The organism is Chondromyces crocatus, from assembly GCF_001189295.1.
Lineage (GTDB): Bacteria > Myxococcota_A > Polyangia > Polyangiales > Polyangiaceae > Chondromyces > Chondromyces crocatus.
In genome coordinates, this window is record NZ_CP012159.1 from 6,979,629 (window position 1) to 6,999,144 (window position 19,516).

19 protein-coding genes are annotated in these 19,516 nt (G+C 68.1%); 10 read left to right on the forward strand and 9 right to left on the reverse strand.

From position 1 onward, the window contains the following. Positions 1 to 139: 139 nt before the first annotated feature. Entirely contained in the window at positions 140 to 1,435 is a 1,296-nt protein-coding gene (locus CMC5_RS25485; protein WP_050432855.1) for a CehA/McbA family metallohydrolase domain-containing protein, read from the reverse strand. A gap of 711 nt (positions 1,436 to 2,146) precedes the next feature. Between CMC5_RS25485 and CMC5_RS25490 the strand changes: the two genes are divergently transcribed. From CMC5_RS25490 to CMC5_RS25500, 3 genes are all read left to right on the forward strand, one after another. Continuing rightward, positions 2,147 to 2,449 (forward strand): hypothetical protein, encoded by a 303-nt coding sequence (locus tag CMC5_RS25490; RefSeq protein ID WP_156338866.1) that lies wholly within the window; start codon positions 2,147 to 2,149, stop codon positions 2,447 to 2,449. A 98-nt stretch (positions 2,450 to 2,547) separates the two neighbouring features. Next, the gene (locus CMC5_RS25495) at positions 2,548 to 4,077 is read left to right on the forward strand and encodes a radical SAM/SPASM domain-containing protein (protein WP_050432857.1); all 1,530 of its coding nucleotides are present in this window, start codon (positions 2,548 to 2,550) and stop codon (positions 4,075 to 4,077) included. A gap of 91 nt (positions 4,078 to 4,168) precedes the next feature. Continuing rightward, positions 4,169 to 5,602: a serine hydrolase domain-containing protein gene (locus CMC5_RS25500; protein ID WP_063796646.1), complete on the forward strand. Its 1,434-nt coding sequence runs from the start codon at positions 4,169 to 4,171 to the stop codon at positions 5,600 to 5,602. 55 nt (positions 5,603 to 5,657) lie between these two features. Here the strand turns inward: CMC5_RS25500 and CMC5_RS25505 are convergent, their stop codons facing one another. Continuing rightward, positions 5,658 to 6,593 carry a LysR family transcriptional regulator gene (locus CMC5_RS25505; protein WP_050432859.1) on the reverse strand — a complete coding sequence of 312 codons (936 nt, stop codon included), beginning with the start codon at positions 6,591 to 6,593 and terminating at the stop codon, positions 5,658 to 5,660. 76 nt (positions 6,594 to 6,669) lie between these two features. On the opposite strand from CMC5_RS25505, the gene CMC5_RS25510 reads away from it, so the two are divergent. Both CMC5_RS25510 and CMC5_RS25515 read left to right on the forward strand, forming a co-directional pair. Continuing rightward, positions 6,670 to 7,254, forward strand: a complete 585-nt coding sequence (locus CMC5_RS25510) for a YceI family protein (protein ID WP_050432860.1) — start codon at positions 6,670 to 6,672, stop codon at positions 7,252 to 7,254. A gap of 75 nt (positions 7,255 to 7,329) precedes the next feature. Then, a complete protein-coding gene (locus tag CMC5_RS25515) occupies positions 7,330 to 7,914 on the forward strand; it encodes a GNAT family N-acetyltransferase (RefSeq protein ID WP_050432861.1) in 585 nt (194 codons plus the stop codon). 89 nt (positions 7,915 to 8,003) lie between these two features. On the opposite strand, the gene CMC5_RS25520 is transcribed toward CMC5_RS25515, so the two are convergent. Both CMC5_RS25520 and CMC5_RS25525 read right to left on the reverse strand, forming a co-directional pair. After that, positions 8,004 to 9,002, reverse strand: coding sequence for an LLM class flavin-dependent oxidoreductase (locus CMC5_RS25520; protein ID WP_050432862.1), 999 nt, complete (start codon positions 9,000 to 9,002; stop codon positions 8,004 to 8,006). Between the two features lie 97 nt (positions 9,003 to 9,099). Further along, positions 9,100 to 9,885, reverse strand: coding sequence for a thiazole synthase (locus CMC5_RS25525; protein ID WP_050432863.1), 786 nt, complete (start codon positions 9,883 to 9,885; stop codon positions 9,100 to 9,102). Positions 9,886 to 9,975: 90 nt separating this feature from the next. Here CMC5_RS25525 and CMC5_RS25530 point away from each other — a divergent pair, with 90 nt between their 5' ends. The 4 genes from CMC5_RS25530 to CMC5_RS25545 all read left to right on the forward strand — a co-directional run bounded on the left by CMC5_RS25530 (position 9,976) and on the right by CMC5_RS25545 (position 14,663). Next, positions 9,976 to 10,575: a hypothetical protein gene (locus tag CMC5_RS25530; RefSeq protein ID WP_050432864.1), complete on the forward strand. Its 600-nt coding sequence runs from the start codon at positions 9,976 to 9,978 to the stop codon at positions 10,573 to 10,575. Beyond that, a complete protein-coding gene (locus tag CMC5_RS25535) occupies positions 10,562 to 11,494 on the forward strand; it encodes a matrixin family metalloprotease (protein ID WP_082362785.1) in 933 nt (310 codons plus the stop codon). The genes CMC5_RS25530 and CMC5_RS25535 overlap by 14 nt, the downstream gene beginning before the upstream one ends. After that, the gene (locus tag CMC5_RS25540; RefSeq protein ID WP_245677749.1) at positions 11,491 to 12,714 is read left to right on the forward strand and encodes a ribonuclease D; all 1,224 of its coding nucleotides are present in this window, start codon (positions 11,491 to 11,493) and stop codon (positions 12,712 to 12,714) included. The genes CMC5_RS25535 and CMC5_RS25540 overlap by 4 nt, the downstream gene beginning before the upstream one ends. A gap of 152 nt (positions 12,715 to 12,866) precedes the next feature. Then, positions 12,867 to 14,663 (forward strand): mechanosensitive ion channel family protein, encoded by a 1,797-nt coding sequence (locus CMC5_RS25545; RefSeq protein WP_082362786.1) that lies wholly within the window; start codon positions 12,867 to 12,869, stop codon positions 14,661 to 14,663. Between the two features lie 4 nt (positions 14,664 to 14,667). Here CMC5_RS25545 and bioB read toward each other — a convergent pair whose 3' ends face one another. Then, positions 14,668 to 15,669 carry a biotin synthase BioB gene (gene bioB, locus CMC5_RS25550; protein ID WP_050432866.1) on the reverse strand — a complete coding sequence of 334 codons (1,002 nt, stop codon included), beginning with the start codon at positions 15,667 to 15,669 and terminating at the stop codon, positions 14,668 to 14,670. Positions 15,670 to 15,713: 44 nt separating this feature from the next. Beyond that, entirely contained in the window at positions 15,714 to 16,766 is a 1,053-nt protein-coding gene (locus CMC5_RS25555) for a type IV pilus twitching motility protein PilT (protein WP_050432867.1), read from the reverse strand. Between the two features lie 302 nt (positions 16,767 to 17,068). Here CMC5_RS25555 and CMC5_RS25560 point away from each other — a divergent pair, with 302 nt between their 5' ends. After that, positions 17,069 to 17,602, forward strand: a complete 534-nt coding sequence (locus CMC5_RS25560; protein ID WP_050432868.1) for an AgmX/PglI C-terminal domain-containing protein — start codon at positions 17,069 to 17,071, stop codon at positions 17,600 to 17,602. 24 nt (positions 17,603 to 17,626) lie between these two features. On the opposite strand, the gene CMC5_RS25565 is transcribed toward CMC5_RS25560, so the two are convergent. The 3 genes from CMC5_RS25565 to CMC5_RS25575 all read right to left on the reverse strand — a co-directional run bounded on the left by CMC5_RS25565 (position 17,627) and on the right by CMC5_RS25575 (position 19,363). Further along, positions 17,627 to 18,121 carry an ExbD/TolR family protein gene (locus CMC5_RS25565; protein WP_050432869.1) on the reverse strand — a complete coding sequence of 165 codons (495 nt, stop codon included), beginning with the start codon at positions 18,119 to 18,121 and terminating at the stop codon, positions 17,627 to 17,629. Positions 18,122 to 18,126: 5 nt separating this feature from the next. Beyond that, the gene (locus CMC5_RS25570) at positions 18,127 to 18,540 is read right to left on the reverse strand and encodes an ExbD/TolR family protein (RefSeq protein ID WP_050432870.1); all 414 of its coding nucleotides are present in this window, start codon (positions 18,538 to 18,540) and stop codon (positions 18,127 to 18,129) included. 85 nt (positions 18,541 to 18,625) lie between these two features. Continuing rightward, positions 18,626 to 19,363, reverse strand: a complete 738-nt coding sequence (locus CMC5_RS25575; protein ID WP_050432871.1) for a MotA/TolQ/ExbB proton channel family protein — start codon at positions 19,361 to 19,363, stop codon at positions 18,626 to 18,628. Between the last annotated feature and the right edge of the window lie 153 nt (positions 19,364 to 19,516).

Consider the following 19,516-nt stretch of genomic DNA (forward strand, 5'->3'; position numbering starts at 1 on the left):
CTCCACGCGAGGGGGGGCGAACGCAGGCGACGCGAGGGGCGAAGAGCGAGCGCTGGAGGACGTCATGCGCTCACTCTACGCACAGTTCGCGCGCCGGGTGGTCACTCCTGGGGTCACCGGGGGGAGGTGGTCGTGGGTGTCACGGTGTATCCGGCGTGAAGCGCGCCACCGAGCTCGCGGGCTGCGGAGGCTCCAGAGGGTCGCCGCCCAGGTCGCCACAGTTCACATAGATGGGCGCTGAGTAGCCGCCGTCGACTTCGGCGCGAACGACCGAGCACCAGCGAGGGTCGACGGTGACCTCGATGTCTCGGCCCGGTCCTTCCGGGGCGAGGGCCCGGCCGTTCAGGAGGATGCGCGCGCGCTCGCCGCGGGTGCGCACCACCAGGCGGTGCACGTCGTGGAGAGAGCTGCCCACCGGCGACCAGACGCTCCCCTGCCCCGCTGTCCCTTCACCACGCGCCTCGAGCGAGCAGGCAGCAGGTTCGCGCACGCAGACCCGGCCCGCACGCAGCGCATCACGGATGCTTTCGGGTGTGCGCGCGCTGGCGAGCACGAACGTCGTGGCGCGCAGGTGGGCGCTGTGGCTGTCGCTGCCGCCGACGGGCACGAACCGCCGCGGCCGCAAGGTGATCTGCCAGTCGACGAGCCGCATCGCTTCGCGCAGAGAGTGGTGCCGGTCGAAGAGCATGAGCCGATCGCGCATCTCGCTCACGGCGAGGTTGAAGACCTCGATGCCCTGCGCAAGGCGGCCGGCCGTCATGATCTCATCGGGGAACGGCTCGGGCATCCGCCGGGTGAACGGCTGCCACGACATGTCGTAGCGCGCCCAGGGGATGAGCGTGTCCAGCGGGACGAGGAGCGGGTGGTTGATCACCAGGAAGCCACCACGCCGCACGTACTCGTCAAAGAAGCGCCCGGGACGCGCCTGCGCTTCGTGCACGGGGACGGCGGCGAGCACTGCCTCCAGATCGCCGAACGAGGCGCCGAGGTGGCCATAGGTGAAGTCGGTGTACTCGAAGCCGACGACGAACACAGGTCCGGAGCCTGCAGCGCGCCGCACCTCTTCGGCGAGGGTTCGCTGCTGCGCGATGGCCACGGCGCGACGGCCCTCGTCGAGGAAGAAGCCCGCGCGCAGGTGCGGCGTGAGCACCACGAAGTCGAGCTTCTCCTCCCGGGCCAGCGCCACGGTCTCCGCGACGGTCCGACTCACGTGCGGATAACCGTCGGGAGGCCGCACATGGCAGTGGAGGTCGCCACCGAGGATCCGGTAGCCGGCGGCGCGCGCCGACTCCGACAGCGCATCCGGGCGGGGCAGCGTGGGGTGGCTGGCGCCAGAGACCGCGAGGTCAGCGAGCACGTGCGCGACGGGACGGCCGCAGCCGACGCTGCCGAGCGCGAGGAGGCCGATCGAACAGACCGCAACGCCGCCGAGCAAGGAGAGCGCCTTCGCGGCGAACGCGGTGGCGGCACCCCACGGACCACGCCGGGTAGGAGGCTTCCGCGAAACAGAACGAGGGGAGCGGGTGAGCGAGCGCGCAGAGGTGTTCACGGCCAGAGAGCAGGAGGGTAGCCCAGGAGCTGCGTCACACGCAGGCCCATCTCGGTGGCCGGAGGAAGAGATCGCACGGGGCGAGCGTTTCGCGTGTCTCCGCAACCCGGCGAGCGGTCCCTCCTCAGGCCGCCTTGGGTCGCACGGCCCCGCCACGGCAGAGCATGTGCCTGCCGTGGTTCATGAGCCATCCATTCACCAGCGTGAGGATCCGACGCGCCGCTGGTCGGGGCGCAGGCAGGATGGATCGCAGCACGGCGAGGCCCATCGCCGCCTCACCATGGCGTTCGCGCAGACGAACGTCCGCGCCCCGACTGAACGTGGATCGGGATTGCGCGAGGCCAGCCGACAGGACCGAACCGAGGGTTTTCCCTGTTCGACGAGGGGCGGCAGGGCCACGCGAGATCACGCAATTCACGCAGCGCTGGCGAGTCCACCGCGCAGCTCGCCTCACGTGACGCGTGGACGCACGTACGCCTCCGCCCTCAGCATGATTTCAGGCATCTCATTGACGGTGCAGTGAGCGGTGACCACGAATCGCCCAGCCAGGGCGATGGTGCCCCGGCGTCGGTCACACGCGAGCACGAGGGGGGAAACATGTTCAAGGCAGGAGACTCGGCAACCACGATCCAGGAGCATCTCAACGGGCTGGTCGAGCGGCTCTGCAACGATCCGACGTTCCGAAGCGCGTTCTGGAAAGACCCGGTGAAGACGGCGGCCAAGGCAGGCTTCGACGTCCCCGAGCCGCTCGTGCGCCAGCTCGCGTCGGCGGACGGACGGGTGGTCGATGTGCTCTCGTCCCGGGGTGACACGCCGAGCTCCAGCGCCCGGAAGCAGAGCCGTCTCGTCGCAGCGCTGCTTCTGACCTCGGGTGTGCGCGGAAGCGACCGTCAGAACTGAAAGAAGCGAGAGGTACACGCATGGACCGGCCGCACAATGTGGTTCTGCTCAACCGTCGCTGCTCTCCCGGGTGCCCCGATTGTCCTGGGGGTGAGGCGATGTCTGCCGAGGACGCCATCGCTGCGGTGCGCGCAGCGGCCAGCCGGTCTCCCGTCGTCTACCTGGGCACGGAGGCGTTCGCTGCGCTCGACCTCCTGCCATCACTCGTCACTACGGCGGCCGAGGAGGGCGCTTTGCCCATCCTGATGACCTGCGGGGCGCTGAGTGAGCCGCTCGAGGTGCTCGAGCCGGCGCTCTCCGCGCTCTCCACCCGTGGGCCCTACGCGGTGCTGTGGACGCTCGACGTCAGCCACCACGCGCGGCTCGACATGCGCGAGATCAAGCGCCTCTTGCGCATGGTCGATCGGGTGTCGAACGCCATGCTCCAGGTGCTCTTCGTGCTCCCGGATGGTGCGGTGCTCCCGTCGGCGCTGCTCGAGGCCGGTCTGATCAACCGCGGCTGCATGCTCTCGACGCGCCGCGGGGAGAGCCTCTCGTCCTACATGAGAGGCTGCGCTGGAGCGCTGCTCGACCTCCCGCAAGACGCCTCGACGTCCAACGCGATCCGCGAGCCCACGGGGCAGCGGACCGAAGAGTCACCGTCGCACCCGCTCTCTTTCCGTTCGCTGGTCTTCGAGACGACCTACTTCTGCAACGCCCGCTGTGATCACTGCTACACGAGCTGCGGGCCCGACGCTTCCAGAGAGCGCCTGTCGGTGGATGATGTGCGGCGTGTCATCGACGAGGCCACGCAGCTCCCGAACCTCGCAAAGAACTGCCACTTTGCCGGCGGCGAGGCGACGATCTACTGGCACGAGCTCATGCAGATGCTCGCGCACGCCGATGCCAGAGGCTTCAGCAATGCCATCACCACCAATGGCTTCTGGGCCGGTACGCTCGACCGCGCGCTCCGGAAGGTGGGCGAGCTGGCCTCGGTCGGGGTACGCACCATCGAGCTGAGCGCCGATGCGATGCACCAGGACTACATCGCGCCCGGGGTGGTCACGAACATGATCCGCGCGGGAAAGCAGCTCGGTGTGCAGATCGTTCTGCGCGTGTGCACCACCCGGCGTCAGAACGCGGGACACGTGGTCACCCACCTCGCTCCCGAGGAGCAGTGCGGCGTCACCGTGGCCACCATGCCCGCTGCAGCCATCGGTCGCGCGGCATTGATCCCCGAGAACGATCTGTGGCGAAAGCCGGGTTTGCCGGAGGGCTCCTGCGCGCACGCCCTCAATGTGGTCGTGGCCCCCGATGGCCGCGTGTACCCTTGCTGCAACGGGGGAGAACTCTGCCCGTCCCTCTCCCTCGGGAGCATCCACGAGGGAAGCCTCCAGGACATGATGTCCTCGCTGCGGCCGAACTTCATGCTCCGCACGCTGGTGCATGCAGGCCCGGCCCATTTCGCTTCGTTCCTCAGAGAGGCGGGCCTCGGAGCGAAGCTCCGCGATCGCTACGGTAGCTTCTGCGAACTTTGCACGCAGATATTCACCGATCCGGAGCTGACCCAGGCGGTGCAACAGGAGGTGCAGCGGCGGGCTTTTGCCGCCCTGCTCTCGTCCACGGCCGCGCCGAAGGGGCCTTGCTGAAAGAGACGCCGCCAGGAGGGCGAGACGTCGAAGCAGCTCGGAGAGCTACGCAGTCGCGATGCAGCTCTGGAAGAAGTGAAGAGGAGTGAGCATGCTTGATGAGCAGCTCCAAGCGTGGTTCGGTGAAGCGACGCAGGCTCACCAGGTGCCCGGGGCCTCTCTGGCAGTCCTGGTGGGGAGCGCGGTGTACTGCGCCGTAGCGGGTGTTCGAAGCGTGGGGACGCTTGAGGCGGTGACGCCCGAGACGCTGTTTCAGCTGGGGTCCGCGACCAAGCCGTGGACGGCTGCGGCGCTGATGCGCCTCGTCGATGCGGAGAAGCTCGACCTGAACGCGCCGGTGGCGGGTCTGCTGGGCGATCCCGAGGTGGCCTCGGCGCCCGCGCTGATGGGCGTGAATCTGCGCCACCTGCTGAGCCACACGAGCGGCCTGCCTGGCGACTACCTGCTCGATCTGGGCGAGGACGACGGGGTGCTCGCCCGCTACGCCTCCCGGTGCGGCGCGCTCTGGCCGCAGCATGCGCCAGGAGAGACGATGTCCTACTGCAACACTGGCTACATCCTGGCAGGGCGTCTCCTGGAGGTGCTGACCGGCAAGGTGTGGGACGAGGCGATGCGGGACCTTCTGTTCTCGCCGCTCCGCTTACGACGAACCGTGACCTCGGCGCACGACGCGCTGCGCCTCGGTGTCGCCAGAGGACATACGCTCCGCGAGGTGCCCCCATCGGACGGACCGGGGCCTGAGAGGAAGGCTGCCATGGCATGGCAGGAAGTGCCTCGCTGGGAGGTTCCTCGCACACTCGGGCCGGCAGGGGCCATCTGCACGACGGCGACCGAGCTGCTCGCCTTCGCCCGCCTCCATCTCGAACACGGGGTCACGGCAGATGGAACGCGGCTGCTGTCGAAGCACACCATCGACACCCTCGACTCGGCGCACGTGGCTGTGCCCGAGCCGTGGAGTGTCGGCAGCCACTGGGGGCTGGGGATGGCGCTCGCGACGTGGTGTGGTCGGCGCGTGCTGGCGCATCCGGGGAGTGGCGCGGGGCAGTTCGCGTTCCTCCACATCGTGCCGGATCGTGGGCTGGCCATCGCGCTGCTGACCAACGGGGGGCACGCTGGGCTCCTCCACCGGGAGGTCCTGCGCGTGCTCCTGGCGGAGCTTGCCGATCTGGAGGTCCCTGCGCCGCTCGCGCCAGCAGCGCGCAGCGCGGGCGACGTACGGGGTGCGCTGGGCGAGAAGTCGTGGGCGTCTCTCGTGGGGGTGTACGAGCGACTCGGTCTGCGCCTGGAGGTGGAGGCGAAGGACGACACGGAGGGCGTGCTGCGGGTGATCACCACAGGACCCGTCGCGTCGCTGGCACCACAGCCAGTGCATGCCTTGCCGCTCCGGCCAGTGGCTCCTCGGCAGGGCGTCTTCGCGACGCAGCTACCCCACGAGGATGGCTGGAAGGCGGTGGTGTTCTACCAGCTCGACGACGGGCGGCAGTACGTCCACACAGGGCTGCGAGCGACCCCGAGGGTCCACTGAATGCTCACGCGAGTCCGGGACCGTTCAGCGCACAGGGGTCGACGCGCTCGCATCGTCAGGTGGGAGGAGCTGCGGCAGGAGGGGAGCCGGCGAAGGTTTGTGGACGGAGCAGACGACCCAGACGCTCGACGAGGTAGTCGCGGAGCACGGCGACACGGTGGGGGAGATGACGCGCCGTCGGGTAGACGAGGTGGACGGGAGCGCCGGGAACGTGGTGGTCGGGGAGGACCCGGACGAGCCGACCGCGCTCGACCTCCCGCCGGCACATGAAGGCGGGGAAGAGGCCTACGCCGGCGCCAGCGAGGATGGTGCGGCGGACGAACGAGAGGTCGTCCGCGCCAAGGAAGGCGCCGAGCTCGATGCTTTCTTCACCTGAGGGCCCGACGAGCACCCAGGTCGCGCGGCCACGGGTGGGCCGGAAGAGGATACAGCGGTGCTGGGAGAGTTCCTCCACGCGGGAAGGCGTGCCGTGGCGGGCCAGGTAGCGGGGTGACGCGAAGATCGCCGACTCGGCCTGACCGACGCGACGGGCGATGAGGGCGCTGTCACGGAGCGTCCCGGCGCGGACGGCGAGATCGATGCCCTCCTCGACGAGATCCACCATGCGGCTGGTGAGGGTGACGTCGACGTGGACATCAGGGTGCCGGCGGACGAAGCGGGTGACCGCCGGGGCGAGCATCCACACCCCCAGATCGACGGGCGCAGTGATGCGGATGGTGCCTCGGAGGGCCGCTTCGGCGTCGGAGGCGACGGCGATCGCTTCCTGCATGACGCCGAGGCCACGCGAGGCGCGCTCGTAGAACGTGGCGCCGGCGTCGGTGAGGGAGATGTTGCGGGCGCTACGCTGGAGCAGGCGGACCTTCAGGTCTTCCTCCAGGAGGGAGACGGCACGACTGACGGAGGATTTGGGGAGGCCGAGGGCCCTCGCAGCCGCGGTGAAGCCGCGCTCGTCGACGACGCGCACGAAGATGGCGATGCGGTTCAGATCCATCGTTCGAATCCTGCGAACATTCCGTTCACCAGGTGCAGTCTAGTCGGTCGGGAGGGGACGGCGCATATCTCCCTGCATGACAACGACGAGCGCAGAGTCCACGGCGATCGAGGGTTCGAAGTCGGCCACGCAGGCGGCGCGGTGGGTGATCGATGCATCCCACTCGACCATCTCGTTCAAGGTGCGGCACCTGATGATCTCGAACGTGCACGGGACGTTCAAGGGGGTCTCGGGCGAGGTGGTGTACGACCCCCAGCACCCGGCGACGGCGAAGGTGTCGGCCAGCATCGAGGTGGCCTCGATCAACACGAATGAGGAGAAACGGGACGAGCATCTCCGGAGCGCCGATTTCTTCGACGCAGCGCAGTACCCGACGATCACCTTCGCGTCGAAGGGGTTCGCGACGAAGGGGGATAGCGGATCCCTGGTGGGTGACCTGACCATCCATGGGACGACAAGGGAGGTGACGCTATCCGTGGAGGAGCTGACCGCGGAGCACGGCGATCCCTGGGGCAACCGGCGTATCGGGGCGACCGCGAAGACGAAGATCAAGCGGTCGGACTTCGGGATGGGATGGAACACGGTGCTGGAAGCCGGCGGTCTGATGGTCGGGGACGAGATCACGATCACGATCGAGGTGGAGCTGATCAAGCAAGCTTGAGGCGGCGGTGCTGGTTTTGACGCCGGCGGCCAAGCGAGGAGCGCGCCGCGAACGCACCACGGGGCAGGTCGAGGAATGCCCTCGCCGCCCCTGCGCCGAAGCGATAGGAGCGTAGGGGTGAACCTGCGAGAGGCGGTCGACGGGGATCTTCCAGCGATTTCGGCGATCTACGGGCACCACGTGGAGCGCGGCCTCGGGACGTTCGAAGAAGTCGCGCCCGACGCGGCCGAGATGGGGCAGCGGGTCGCAGCGGTGCAGGCGCGCGGGTTGCCCTGGCTGGTGGTGGAAGCCGAGGGAGCGGTGGTGGGGTTCGGGTACGTGGGGCCTTTCCGCCTGCGGACGGCGTACCGCTACGCCGTGGAAGATAGCGTCTACGTGGCGCCAGCGTGGGTGGGCAGAGGGGTGGGGCGCACGTTGCTGGAGGCGCTGATAGAACGGTCGCGCGCGCGAGGGCTGCGGCAGATCCTGGCGCTCATCGGGGACAGCGGGAACGCGGCGTCGATCGGCCTGCACGCTACCTGCGGGTTCGAGTCCACAGGGCTCCTTCCTGCAGCCGGATTCAAGCACGGGCGCTGGGTCGACGTGGTGATCATGCGGCTGTCGCTCGCCGGAGACGAGGCGCCACCGATCGGTGACGGCTGGGCCGAGGTGCCCGGGTGAACCCGGCCGCGGCGCGGGACTGAGGGGCGATGGCCGTCACCGGCCTGGCCTGGAGCGCGAAGCCTCGGAGCGGAGAGCCCGCTGCTTGATCATGCAGCCCCCTCCAGCTCGAAGAGCCGGGCGACGCGCTCGTAGGAGCCGATGCGCTCATCGAGGAGCGGGATCATGGTGGAGACCATGAGTTCGTCGGCTCCGGTCTCCTCGACGAGGCGGGAGAGGCCTTCGCGAACGCGCTCCGGACTGCCAACGACGGCGCCGTGCGCGAACCGGTCGACCACGAGCTGTTCCTCAGGGGTGAAGCGGTAGGCCAGAGCTTCTTCGACGGATGGAATCGCCGCGGGTAGGCCACGACTGAGGCGGGCCACGGCGACGCGGTGGGGCGCGGCGAGCTGCGTGGCGCGCTCGTCGGTCTCGGCGCAGATGACGGTGACGGCGAGGATGACCCTCGGCGCGTCGAGGACCTTGGGGCTGAACCGAGCGCGGTAGAGCGCAATCGCATTGCGGGCCTCGGCCATGTTGAAGTGCCCCGCGAAGGCGTAGCCGACGCCGAGCGTGGCCGCGATGCGGGCGCCAGCGTCGGTGGAGCCCAGCATCCAGATGGGCGGAAGGGGAACATCCGACGGCATGGCGGTGATGTTCCGGAAGGGGTGACCGACGGGAAAAGTGCCGTTCGCGAAGGCCAGCAGCTCGGCCAGTTCCTGGTTGACCTCCACGTTGCTGCGGCGAAGGGCAGAGGCCGTCACGGGATCGGTGCCAGGGGCGCGACCAAGGCCGAGATCGATGCGGCCAGGGTAGAGGGCTTCGAGGGTGCGGAAGATCTCCACCACGCGCAGGGGGGTGTGGTTCGGGATCATGATGCCCCCCGAGCCGACGCGGATGCGCTGGGTGATGCCGGCGATGTGGCCGATGAGCACCTCGGGTGCGGCGCTCGCGATGTTCGGCATGTTGTGGTGCTCGGCGACCCAGATGCGCTCGTATCCGAGCGCATCGACGCGACGCGCTACCTCGAGAGAGTCCTGGATGGCCTGGCGAGGCGAGGTTCCTTCACCGACCGGGAAAAGATCGAGGACGGAGAGCGGGATGGTCATATGGGCTACAAGACTGGCAGACCGGGGCGCAGTCGACCAGGGCCCGTCGATCCAGTGACCCTGGGGAGATAATGAGGGTTCGGTGGCGTTTCCGCAGTCAACCAGGCGTGCCGATCCTGCCGTCGAGGGGGGATGACGCTGTGGCGTAGAGCTTCCGAGGAATGCGGCCCGCGAGGTACGAGAGACGGCCTGCCCGGACGGCGTCGCGCATGGCCTCGGCCATCATCACCGGCTTCTGGGCGCCAGCGATCGCAGTGTTCATCAGCACCCCGTCGCAGCCGAGTTCCATGGCGACCGCGGCGTCGCTGGCAGACCCCACACCTGCATCGACGATGACGGGAACCTTGGCGTGCTCGCGGATGATCATGAGGTTCGCGGGGTTCCGGATGCCGAGACCACTGCCGATGGGCGCAGCGAGGGGCATGACGGCGGCGCAACCGATGTCCTCGAGCTTGCGACACATGATGGGGTCATCAATGCAATAGGGGAGCACGGTGAAGCCCTCCTTGACCAGGACGCGCGCGGCTTCCAGGGTGGCCTCATTGTCGGGAAAGAGGGTGCGTTCATCGCCGATGACCTCGAGCTTGACCAGATCGCTCTGGAGCAGCTCGCGCGCGAGGCGACATGTACGAAGTGCGTCCTCGGCGGTGTAGCAGCCTGCAGTATTGGGAAGGATCGTCCACCGACCTGCGGCGAGCAGCGACATCATGGATCCCTCGCCGCGCTCCTTGAGATTGACACGCCGGACGGCGACGGTGACGACCTCGGCGCCCGAGGCCTCGAGCGCAAGGCGGGTCTCCTCGACGTCCTTGTATTTGCCCGTCCCCACGAAGAGGCGGGACTTGAAGGTGTGTCGGCCGATTCGCAGGGTATCGTCGGTCATGGATGGCTCCTCTGGAGGGTGTGCTAGTCGGGTCGAGGCATGCGGTCCAGGGGCGCGTCGCGGCCCGCGGCGCCGTGGTATGTTGCCGGGATGTCCCTCCGAACGTTCGGTCTTGCCCTCGCGCTCGCCCTGCCGGCGGCGCTCGGGATGGGTCCTGCGTCGCTGTCGCCAGGCGTCGCCGAAGCGTCCGTGTCCGTGGCCATCACCCTCGAAGAGCTCGTGGAGAGCTCCGCCTGCGTGGTGGTGGCGACGGCACACGAGCAACGAAGCCAGTGGGAGGAGCTGGGCGGCAAGCGCAGGATCGTGACGTACACGCGGCTCACGGTGGGGCAGCTGGTGACGGGGAAGCCCGCCAAGGAGCTGTGGGTGCGGACTCTGGGTGGCGTGGTGGACGGGGTGGGGCAGCTGGTGTCGGGTGAGGCGACCCTCGCGCCAGGGGCCGAATCCCTGGTGTTCCTGCACGAAATCAGCGGCGGGACGATGGTCGTGTCGGCCATGGCGCAGGGGCACTTTCCCGTGCAGAGAACACCGAACCAGCCTGCACGGCTCACGCCGAGCCAGGACACGGGGAAGGTGCTGGCGCGTACCGGCCCCTCGATCGCTGCACGTGAGCTGCTCGTAGGGCAGACGCTCGGTGACGCAGTGCAGGCCATTCAGCGCGTGCGGAGGGCGATCGATGAAAAGCGCTGAGTTCAGGCGCGCGTGGGTGCTGGGCAGTGCGCTCGTGGCCTTGCTCGCGTCGACCCGTGACGCCTCGGCCTACTGCAGGACGAGCGTGTGTGGCGACGTCGAGAATTACTACACGGGAGCGCGGTGTGATCCGCCCATGCCCGACGATTGTGGAACACCGATCGCCTGGCCGGAACCATGCATGGGCTTCTCGGTCCAGGCGGACGCTTCACGGCAGGTCTCCTACGAAGAGGCAGTGAACATCTTCGAGACCGCGTTCGACACATGGATGAACGCCGACTGTGGTGACGGGTTGCACCCTCGCCTGAACGTGAGCAACGCGGGCGCCGTGAGCTGCACGGAGCACGAGTTCAACCAGGGAAAGGGCCGGGGGAACGCGAACGCGATCCTCTTCCGAGATGACGGTTGGCCCCACGCGGGCGCGGCACACACGCTGGCGCTGACGCTGGTCACGTACAGCGTGGGGACGGCGAGGATCTATGACGCAGACATGGAGATCAACACCGCCATCCACACCTTCAGCACCGGTGACGACGACGTACAGTACGATCTCCTGAGCGTCGTGACCCACGAGACCGGCCACTTCCTGGGCCTGTCTCACTCGTTTTCGGATGTCGAGGCGACGATGGTGGCCCAATACCCGCAAGGCTCGATCGCGCTGCGTGACCTGAGCAAAGACGACGAGGAGGCCATCTGTGTGGCTTACCCACCAGGACCCATCCTGAGCTGTGACCCGACGCCACGGGGTGGGTTCTCACCTCTGTGCGAGGGAGAGCAGCTGGTGGTCGAGACCGACGACGAGGGTTGCAGTGTGAGCGCGGCAGGCTCCAGCAGGACGGAGCGAGGTGGCCTGGTGGCTGCGCTGGGTATGCTGGCGCTCCTCGGAACGGCGCGACGGCGGCGCGCCAGGACGCGATGAGCGGGGCGACGAACGGGGGGATTCCGCTGGAGATCTCGCCGCTGCTCGTCGAAGACGAGGGCGGCGTTCGCACCGTGGTCGAGCGCGCGATGCGAGCGCCACGGGTGGCCGTGGACGTGGAAGCGAACGGGTTGTTCGCGTACCGCTGCCAGCTCTGTACGGTGCAGCTCGCGTTCGAGGAAGATGGTGGGATCGTCACAGCCATCGTGGACGCGCTGCGCGTGCCACTCGCCGCGCTGGGGACGCTGCTGGGGCCGGAGGGGCCCGTGAAGGTGCTGCACGATCTGGCGTTCGATGCGCGGATGCTGTGCGAGGCAGGGGTGCCTCTGAGCAGGGCGCGCGATACGTCAGTGGCCGCGCTGTTCCTGGGCGCGAAAGCGACTGGGCTGGCGTCACTGCTCTCGAGCGAGCTGGGGATTCACATCGATAAGCAGTTACAGCACCACGACTGGGGGCTCAGGCCGCTGGGACCGACGCAGATCCGCTACCTGGCAGGGGATGTGATCCACCTGCTGGCGCTGGATACGTGTCTCCTGAAGCGTGCGGAGACGCTGGGGATCGCGGACGAGCTGGCCGAGGAGTGCGGCTACCGGCTGGAGGCTGCGCAGCGGCCACCGCGCGATTCACGGCCGTCATACGCGCGGGTGAAGGGGGTGGAGGCCCTGGATCCGGTAGGGCGAGCGATCCTGCGGCGCGCGCTGATGGTGCGCGAGGCCGCGGCCGAATCGGAAGACGTGCCGAATTTCAAGGTGGTCGGGTCCGAGGCGCTCCTCGCCCTGGCGCAACGCCGGCCTTCGTCACTGGAGACGCTCGGTGGCGTCCCAGCGCTCCTCACAGGGCGAGCCGCGCTCTGGTCCTCGGACTGGCTGCGGGCCGTCGCCGAGGGGATCGCGGACGGTGACGTGCCGGAGGAGGATCGGGCGCTGTTTGCACGACACGAGTCGGACGCCGAGGCGATGGCACGCTTCCGAGCCCAGGCCACGCAGCGACGAGCGCTCACGACGCGGATCGGCGCGTGGCGACGCGAAGAGGCGCGACGGCGAGGGGTCGACGAGCAGGTGGTGCTACCGGGACACTGCGTGCAGGATCTCGCGACGCTGGCCGTCCAGGGGGTGCCCGGGGAAGAGGCAGTATGTCAGGTGCGAGGCCTCGGCGCGCGGCGGCTGGAGCGCTACGGGGCGACGCTGGTGTCGCTGCTGGCAGAAGGACGGACGCGCTGATCCGGAGGGGTCGCCCCCGGGGACCCGACGCGGATCGAGACGCACCCCTGGGGTAGCCTGTGGGGTGAAGCCAGGAGCCGTCCGTCGGTCGAGGCCGGAGTTGCGCACGGAGCTGTCGACAGGCCGGCTCCGGGGTGGAATAGGTGCCGATCATGCAATCAGGATCCTTGGCTCGCGAGGCGCGCAAGCTGCCCCTGGGGCTTCGGTTCGCCTCGGTGGCCGTGCTCTCGCTCGCCAGCGCGCTGGGGGTGAGCGAGGCGACGGCGCAGATCCCATCCACTGCCGCCGCATCGACCTCACAGCCCGCCTTCGGGTCGGCCACCACGCCCCCTGCGCCGGTAGAGCCGGCCATCCCGGAGGCGCCCGACTCACCACGAGCGTCGATGCGCGAGTTCTTCAAGCTGGCGCGGGAGGGCCGCTTCGACGAGGCGGCGCGCTACCTCGACGTTCCCCCCAAGGGCAACGGCCCGCAACTCGCCCAGCGGTTGAAGGCGGTGCTCGATCGCAACCTGTGGATCGATCCCGGCGATCTCTCGCCCCTGTCCCTGGGTGATCCGAAGGACGGCGTGGGCGTGGAGGAGCTGGGGACGATTCCTGGCGCGCCCAAGGGGGACACGGTGCGCCTGGTGCGCCGGGTCGAAGGCACGACCGCACGCTGGGTGTTCTCGCGGGCGACGGTGGAGCGGGTCGACTCCTGGTACAGCCGGCTGGACGATCGCTGGCTGCGAGAGATCTTGCCGGAGGCACTGCTGAGGCCAGGACCACGGGAACTTCTGTGGTGGCAGTGGCTCGCGCTCCCGCTGCTGTGCCTCACGGGGTGGCTGGTCGGGAAGCTGCTGAGCTTCCTGTCACAGCTCACGTTCGGGCGCGTGGTGGCGCGCACCGAGATCCAGCTCGATGATCAGCTCCTGGAGCGTTCACGCGGGCCGGTGACGTTCTCGGTGGCGATCGGGGTGGTGGCGGTCGGGACCTCCTGGTTGGGGCTCTACGGACCAGCAGAGAACTTCATCAACCGGGTGCTGAGCGCAGCATTCTTCATCGCGATCTTCTGGGCGGCGCTCCGGGTGATCGATGCATCGACGGAGCACCTGCTCGTGGTGGGGCAGGCCCGCGACAACGCCTCAGCGCGATCGCTGGCGCCGCTGGCCGGACGCATCGCGAAAGTGATGGTGGCGATCATCGGGGTGATCGCGGTGCTCTCGGAGCTCGGCTACCCCGTGGCGAGCCTGATCGCAGGCCTCGGGATCGGCGGTGTCGCGCTGGCCCTGGCCGCACAGAAGACGGTGGAGAACCTGTTCGGCTCGATCTCTATCGGGCTCGATCGACCCTTCAGGGTCGGCGATTTCGTGATGATCGACGGCACCGTACTGGGCACGGTGGAGGCGATCGGGCTGCGATCGACGCGGGTGAGGACGCTGGACCGGACGCTCGTGACGATGCCCAACGGCAAGCTCGCCGACATGCGGGTGGAGTCGTACACGGCACGCGACAGGTTTCGCCTGACGTGCATCATCGCGGTCGTCTATGGGACGACGTCGACGCAGCTCCAGGCCGTCATGAACGAGATGGAAGCCGCGCTCAGGAGACATCCGAAGATCTGGCCGGACGACGTGGTGGTGAGGTTCCAGGGGTTCGGCGTGGCGGGCCTGGAAATCGAGGTGATGGCCTGGTTCAAGGTGCCCGACTTCGGCTCCTTCCGTGGGGTGCGCCAGGAAGTGCTGCTCGAGTTCATGAAGGCGGTGGAGGACGCAGGGACGCGCTTCGCTCTGCCGGCGCAACGGCTGCACATCATGGCGGACACCGGGAACCCATTCGGCGGGTCGAGCGAAGCCCCCCTCGGAGGGCACGTCGACGCGTCGGCCACGGTCCAGGGCGGGCCGACGCTCGGGGGGAACGGCGAAGGGGCGACCGCGGTCCCAGGAGGCTCAGGGAAACGCGGGGCGTCGTGAGCGGTCAGCCCGCAGGCGCCGGCGCCATGGGGGTGAGGCCGGCGTCGTCGATGAGGGCACGATCCGTATCGGGGCCAGGGTTCGGCGTGGTGAGCAGCCGGTCGCCGTAGAAGATGGAGTTGGCACCAGCATAGAGACAGAGAAGCTGCGCCTCCCGACCGATCTCGGTGCGCCCCGCGGAGAGGCGGACCATGGCCTTCGGCATCAGGATGCGTGCGACGGCGATCATGCGCACCAGCGCGAGCGGATCGACGGGAGGGAGGCTCTCCAGGGGAGTGCCAGCAGCCCGAACGAGAGCGTTCACCGGCACGCTCTCGGGATGCGGATCGAGACGCGCGAGCTCGACGAGCATGGCGCAGCGGTCGGCGATCGTTTCGCCCATGCCGATGATGCCCCCGGAGCAGACGGTGATGCCCGCCCGACGCACGTTGTCGAGGGTGGTGAGACGCTCATCGTACGTGCGGGTGGAGATGATCGACCGGTAGGCACGCCGAGAGGTATCGAGGTTGTGGTTGTAAGCGTCGAGGCCTGCCTCCTTGAGACGAGCGGCCTGGTTCTCGGTGAGCATGCCGAGCGTGCAGCACGCCTCGAGGCCGAGCGCTTTCACGCCCCGCACCATGTCGAGAACGCGATCGAAGGCAGGTCCTTCCTTCACCTCACGCCAAGCGGCCCCCATGCAGAACCGCGTGGAGCCGGCGTCCCTGGCGCGACGTGCCGCCGCGAGGACCTCGTCGACGTCGAGCATGCGCGCCGGCTCGACATCGCTGTCATGACGGCTCGACTGCGGACAGTAGGCGCAATCTTCCGGGCAGCCGCCGGTCTTCACGCTGAGGAGGGTGCAGAGCTGCACCTCATGCGCGCCGTGATACAGGCGATGCGCCGCGCGCGCGCGATCGATGAGCTCGAACAGGGGGAGCTCGTGCAGGGCGACCGCTTCTTCGACCGTCCAGTCGTGGCGAAGCGCGCCCGTGGTCTCCGGCGTGTGGTGTGCTGCAACCTGAGGCATGTGCTGCGCTCCTACCCGGCCGCTGGCCCGCCATCAAGGGGTGTTCAGAGAACCGTGGCGATCCGGGCGACCTCTTTGGCGAGCGAGCCCTGGGCGACGAGGGCGCGGAGGTGGGTGTCGAACGTTTGCATGCCGAAGGGTGCGCCCCCCTTCTCCATGAGCTCCCGCACAGGAGGACCGACCTCGGGCCTTCGGATCGCGTCACGCACCGCCGGGGTGGCCACGAGGATCTCGACGGCCAGGATGAGGCCGGCGCCGTCACGGCGTGGCAAGAGACGCTGAGCGACGATCCCCTGGAGACAGTCGGCGAGGCGCTCGCGGAACTCCACGGCGTGGCGACCGAGGGACACGAGGCGGGCCAGGGTGCGAGCGACGTCGACGGTGTGGACCGCGGAGAGGACCATGTGCCCGGTCTCGGCGGCCTGGAGGGCCAGCTCGAGGCTCTCGGGATCGGGCAGCGCGCTGCTCATGATGACATCGGGATCCTGACGGAGCGCGGCGCGGAGCCCCGTCGGGTACGAGTCCGTGTCCGTCCCCAGCTCCCGCTGGCTGATGCTGGCGCGGTTGTCCTCATGGAGGAACTCGATGGGGTCCTCGACGCTGACCACGTGTCTTGCGAAGCTGGCATTGATGTGGCCGACCATGGCTGCAAGCGTGGTGCTCTTGCCGCTCGCCGCCCCTCCGACGACGAGGGCGATCCCCCGATCCTGCTCGGCCAGCGAGCGAACCGCCGCAGGAACTCCGAGCTCCTCCAGCGTGGGGATCTTGAGGGGCACGCTCCGCATGACGATCGCGAGGGAGCCACGCTGACGATAGATGTTGACCCGGAACCGGCCGAGCCCCGCCACGGAGTACGAGGTATCGACCTCCTGGAGGGAGCCGAGCTGACCGTGAGCTGGGCGCCCGGTGAGGAGCACCTTGGCCGCGGCCTCGCTGTCCTCGGGGCGGATCTTGTCGACGCGGAAGTAGACCATGTCGCCCCGAACGCGGGCGCCAGGCGGCTGGCCTACCTTCAGGTGGATGTCGCTCGCCTGGGCAGCGAGCGCCTTGCCGAGGAGCTGATGGATGAACGCCTCGGAGGCGTACGGGGTCGTCACAAAGCGACGGTATCAGAAGGGACGCACTCGGGCCCAAAGGTGGGCAAGTCGCTCGCCGTCGTCGGCGACGAGGCCGGTGCCTGGGAGAGGGGGTTGCTTCCTGCTCGGCACCGGACGGTAATCGTTCCGTGCTCCGCGTGTCTCCTCTGCTTCGCGCCATGCCGCTGCTCCTCGTCGTCGGATGCGGTGGTGCCCCTCCCCCTCCCCCTCCCCCGCCAGCCGCCCCTAGCTTGCCGCCTGAGACCCCTGACGCAGGGCCATCCGAGGTCACGTCCGACATCGGCGGCTTGAACGAGGAGGCCATGGGACGCGCCTTCCAGTCCCTCGATCGCCCGATCCAGGCCTGCTTCGACGAGGCCACGACGCGCAACCCATCCCTGGGAGGGCGGTTCACCCTGAGGATGCGGGTGGCACCGGACGGAAACCTGAAATGGGCCTATCTGGGCGAGAGCGATCTCGGCGATCGCCAGCTCGAGCGTTGCGTGCTGAGCAGCGTCCGCGACAGGCAGTGGCCGAGACCCGTGGGGGGAGATGGACTCGCCGAGCGTGGCTACGAGATCGAGTCACGATCTCCAGCCAAGGAGCTGACGGAGAAGTGGGCGAAGCCCGCTGTCGCGAAGGCCCGAGCCAATGCCTGGACGTGCCGTAAAGGGCTCCAGGGGCGCGTGAAGGCCACGGTCCACATCGCTCCCAATGGCCGAGTGCTCGGCGCCAGCATCACCCCACCGGATGAGCGGTATGAAGACGTCGCCGACTGCGTGGCCGACGCGATCGAGAAGGTCCGGTTTGGTAAGGTGGGACGGAGAATGAAGCTGAGCTTCGATCTCTTCTGGTGAGGGGCGCGGAAGGCGCCCCTTCCTTCAAGGCGCGGGTGGAGGAGCTGGCTCCCCACCGTTCGCAGGAGCTTCGTCGGGCACCTCGGTCATCATGCCCAGCACGGTGGCCCCAGCTTCCTTCGCTTGATCGAGGACACCGACCACGCCTCCGTAGTTGGCTCCATCCTCGGCCACGACGAAGACGACCTTCTCTTCGGGCCGACGGCGGCGGTCGAGCTGCTCGCGCAGCTTGTTCACCAGGTCCTCCCGAGCGACAGGCGCCTCGGCTTCCCCCGTGTTGAGGTTCAGCTTGCCGTCCGCCATGACGCGCACGAGGAGCTGATCCTTCGGCACCTCGTCGGTGGTCTCGACCTTCTCGGTGTCCGGTACGCGTACCGCGATGTCTTTCTCGGGCAGGGGCGTGACCACCATGAAGATGATCAGCAGCACCAGCACGACGTCGACCAGCGGCGTGACGTTGATGTCGGAGTTCATCCCCGACGCCGGCCGGATGACGAATTTCTTCGTGCGGGACGACATCGTGCTTACTCCTTCAACTGCTCGACCGCGAGGCCGACGCTCTTGGCGCCTGACTTGCGCGCGATTTCCATCACCCTGCGGACATCGCCGAAGGTGAGGCGGTTATCACCCTTCACCAGCACCTTGCGGCCTGGTGCTCGGATGAACTCGTCGCCCAGCCGTTTGGCCAGGCCATCGTCGTCGTACTGATCGTTCTCGACCCAGGTCGTTTTCTCCAGGGTCACGGAGAGGATCAGCGGATCAGCGTCCTTCTTTTCTTCTTCGATCTGCTTCGCCTGCGGCAGCTTCACATCTTTGCCGCGCTGCAGCATTGGCGTCACGACCATGAAGATGATGAGGAGGACGAGGACGACGTCGACCAGCGGCGTGACGTTGATCTCGTTTTTGAAGCCCTTGCTAGGGCCTGCAGCCATCCCCATGACAGCGCTCGCTCCTGGTCGGTCACCGCGCCTTCACCCGCCCGCAGCAATGCGGAGCGGAGTCCGGTGCGAGGGCCGGACCTCCTCAGGCGGCCTCTTCTTCGGAGTCCGAGTCATCATCCGCGTCGGCACCGAGGCGTCCGTCGAGCCGCTTGGCGACGATGTCGAGGAACTCGTTCGACGACTCCGCGATGTCGATGGAACGGGCGTCGATCCACCCCTGAAGCCAGTTGTACGCCATGACGGCCGGGATCGCGACGAGCAGACCGAACGCCGTGGTCACGAGCGCCTCGGCGATACCGGCCGAGACCGTGCCGAGACCACCTGAGCCCGAGTCCGCCATCATCTGGAAGGCGGTCACGATACCCATGACGGTCCCGAGAAGTCCGACGAACGGTGCCGTCGAGCCGACGGTCGCGATGAGACCGTAGCCGCGCTTCAGCGAGATGATCTCGCGCTGGCTCTGTCGCTCCAGAGCGCGAGCTACCGAGTCGAACACCCCATCGCGCTCGTCATGCGGCGCGGGAAGCTTGGACGGCGCGCTGTTCTGATAAGCAACCAGCCCGGCGTTGATCACGCGACCGAGGTAGCCAAGCTCGCTCTTCGGCTTGACCGAACTCGCGGCGGCCTCCAGGTCCCCCTTCGCAAGGAGAGGCCCGACACGGACCGCAAAATCACGCGATGCTCCTTTGGACTTGAGCGACACGAGGAGCCGCTCGCCGAATACGATCAGCGACGCCACGGACATGATCCCGAGGCAGATCACGACCAGCCTGGCAAACAGGCCCATGTGGCCCCAGAGCTCTACCAATGTGAATTGCATCGTCGTCTCGCTCGCGCCTCCCTGGCGCAGGGTGGTGCCCGAAATGATTCGGGCGACGTTGGAATCGAGCGCCTCTCACGCAAATCGCACGTGAGGGACGCTTTCAAGGAACCGAGGGCGCTCCTTCTACTACGGGGCGACTCTGCACAACAA

Coding starts and splice junctions, on each gene's coding strand:
- CMC5_RS25490 (WP_156338866.1), top strand. CDS start 2,147: ATGTTCAAGGCAGGAGACTCGGCAACCACGATCCAGGAGCATCTCAAC.
- CMC5_RS25530 (WP_050432864.1), top strand. CDS start 9,976: ATGTCCCTCCGAACGTTCGGTCTTGCCCTCGCGCTCGCCCTGCCGGCG.
- CMC5_RS25560 (WP_050432868.1), top strand. CDS start 17,069: ATGGGACGCGCCTTCCAGTCCCTCGATCGCCCGATCCAGGCCTGCTTC.
- CMC5_RS25575 (WP_050432871.1), bottom strand. CDS start 19,363: ATGCAATTCACATTGGTAGAGCTCTGGGGCCACATGGGCCTGTTTGCC.
- CMC5_RS25510 (WP_050432860.1), top strand. CDS start 6,670: ATGACAACGACGAGCGCAGAGTCCACGGCGATCGAGGGTTCGAAGTCG.
- CMC5_RS25540 (WP_245677749.1), top strand. CDS start 11,491: ATGAGCGGGGCGACGAACGGGGGGATTCCGCTGGAGATCTCGCCGCTG.
- CMC5_RS25520 (WP_050432862.1), bottom strand. CDS start 9,002: ATGACCATCCCGCTCTCCGTCCTCGATCTTTTCCCGGTCGGTGAAGGA.
- CMC5_RS25570 (WP_050432870.1), bottom strand. CDS start 18,540: ATGGGGATGGCTGCAGGCCCTAGCAAGGGCTTCAAAAACGAGATCAAC.
- CMC5_RS25495 (WP_050432857.1), top strand. CDS start 2,548: ATGTCTGCCGAGGACGCCATCGCTGCGGTGCGCGCAGCGGCCAGCCGG.
- CMC5_RS25500 (WP_063796646.1), top strand. CDS start 4,169: ATGCTTGATGAGCAGCTCCAAGCGTGGTTCGGTGAAGCGACGCAGGCT.
- CMC5_RS25525 (WP_050432863.1), bottom strand. CDS start 9,885: ATGACCGACGATACCCTGCGAATCGGCCGACACACCTTCAAGTCCCGC.
- bioB (WP_050432866.1), bottom strand. CDS start 15,669: ATGCCTCAGGTTGCAGCACACCACACGCCGGAGACCACGGGCGCGCTT.
- CMC5_RS25565 (WP_050432869.1), bottom strand. CDS start 18,121: ATGTCGTCCCGCACGAAGAAATTCGTCATCCGGCCGGCGTCGGGGATG.
- CMC5_RS25535 (WP_082362785.1), top strand. CDS start 10,562: ATGAAAAGCGCTGAGTTCAGGCGCGCGTGGGTGCTGGGCAGTGCGCTC.
- CMC5_RS25505 (WP_050432859.1), bottom strand. CDS start 6,593: ATGGATCTGAACCGCATCGCCATCTTCGTGCGCGTCGTCGACGAGCGC.
- CMC5_RS25545 (WP_082362786.1), top strand. CDS start 12,867: ATGCAATCAGGATCCTTGGCTCGCGAGGCGCGCAAGCTGCCCCTGGGG.
- CMC5_RS25515 (WP_050432861.1), top strand. CDS start 7,330: ATGCCCTCGCCGCCCCTGCGCCGAAGCGATAGGAGCGTAGGGGTGAAC.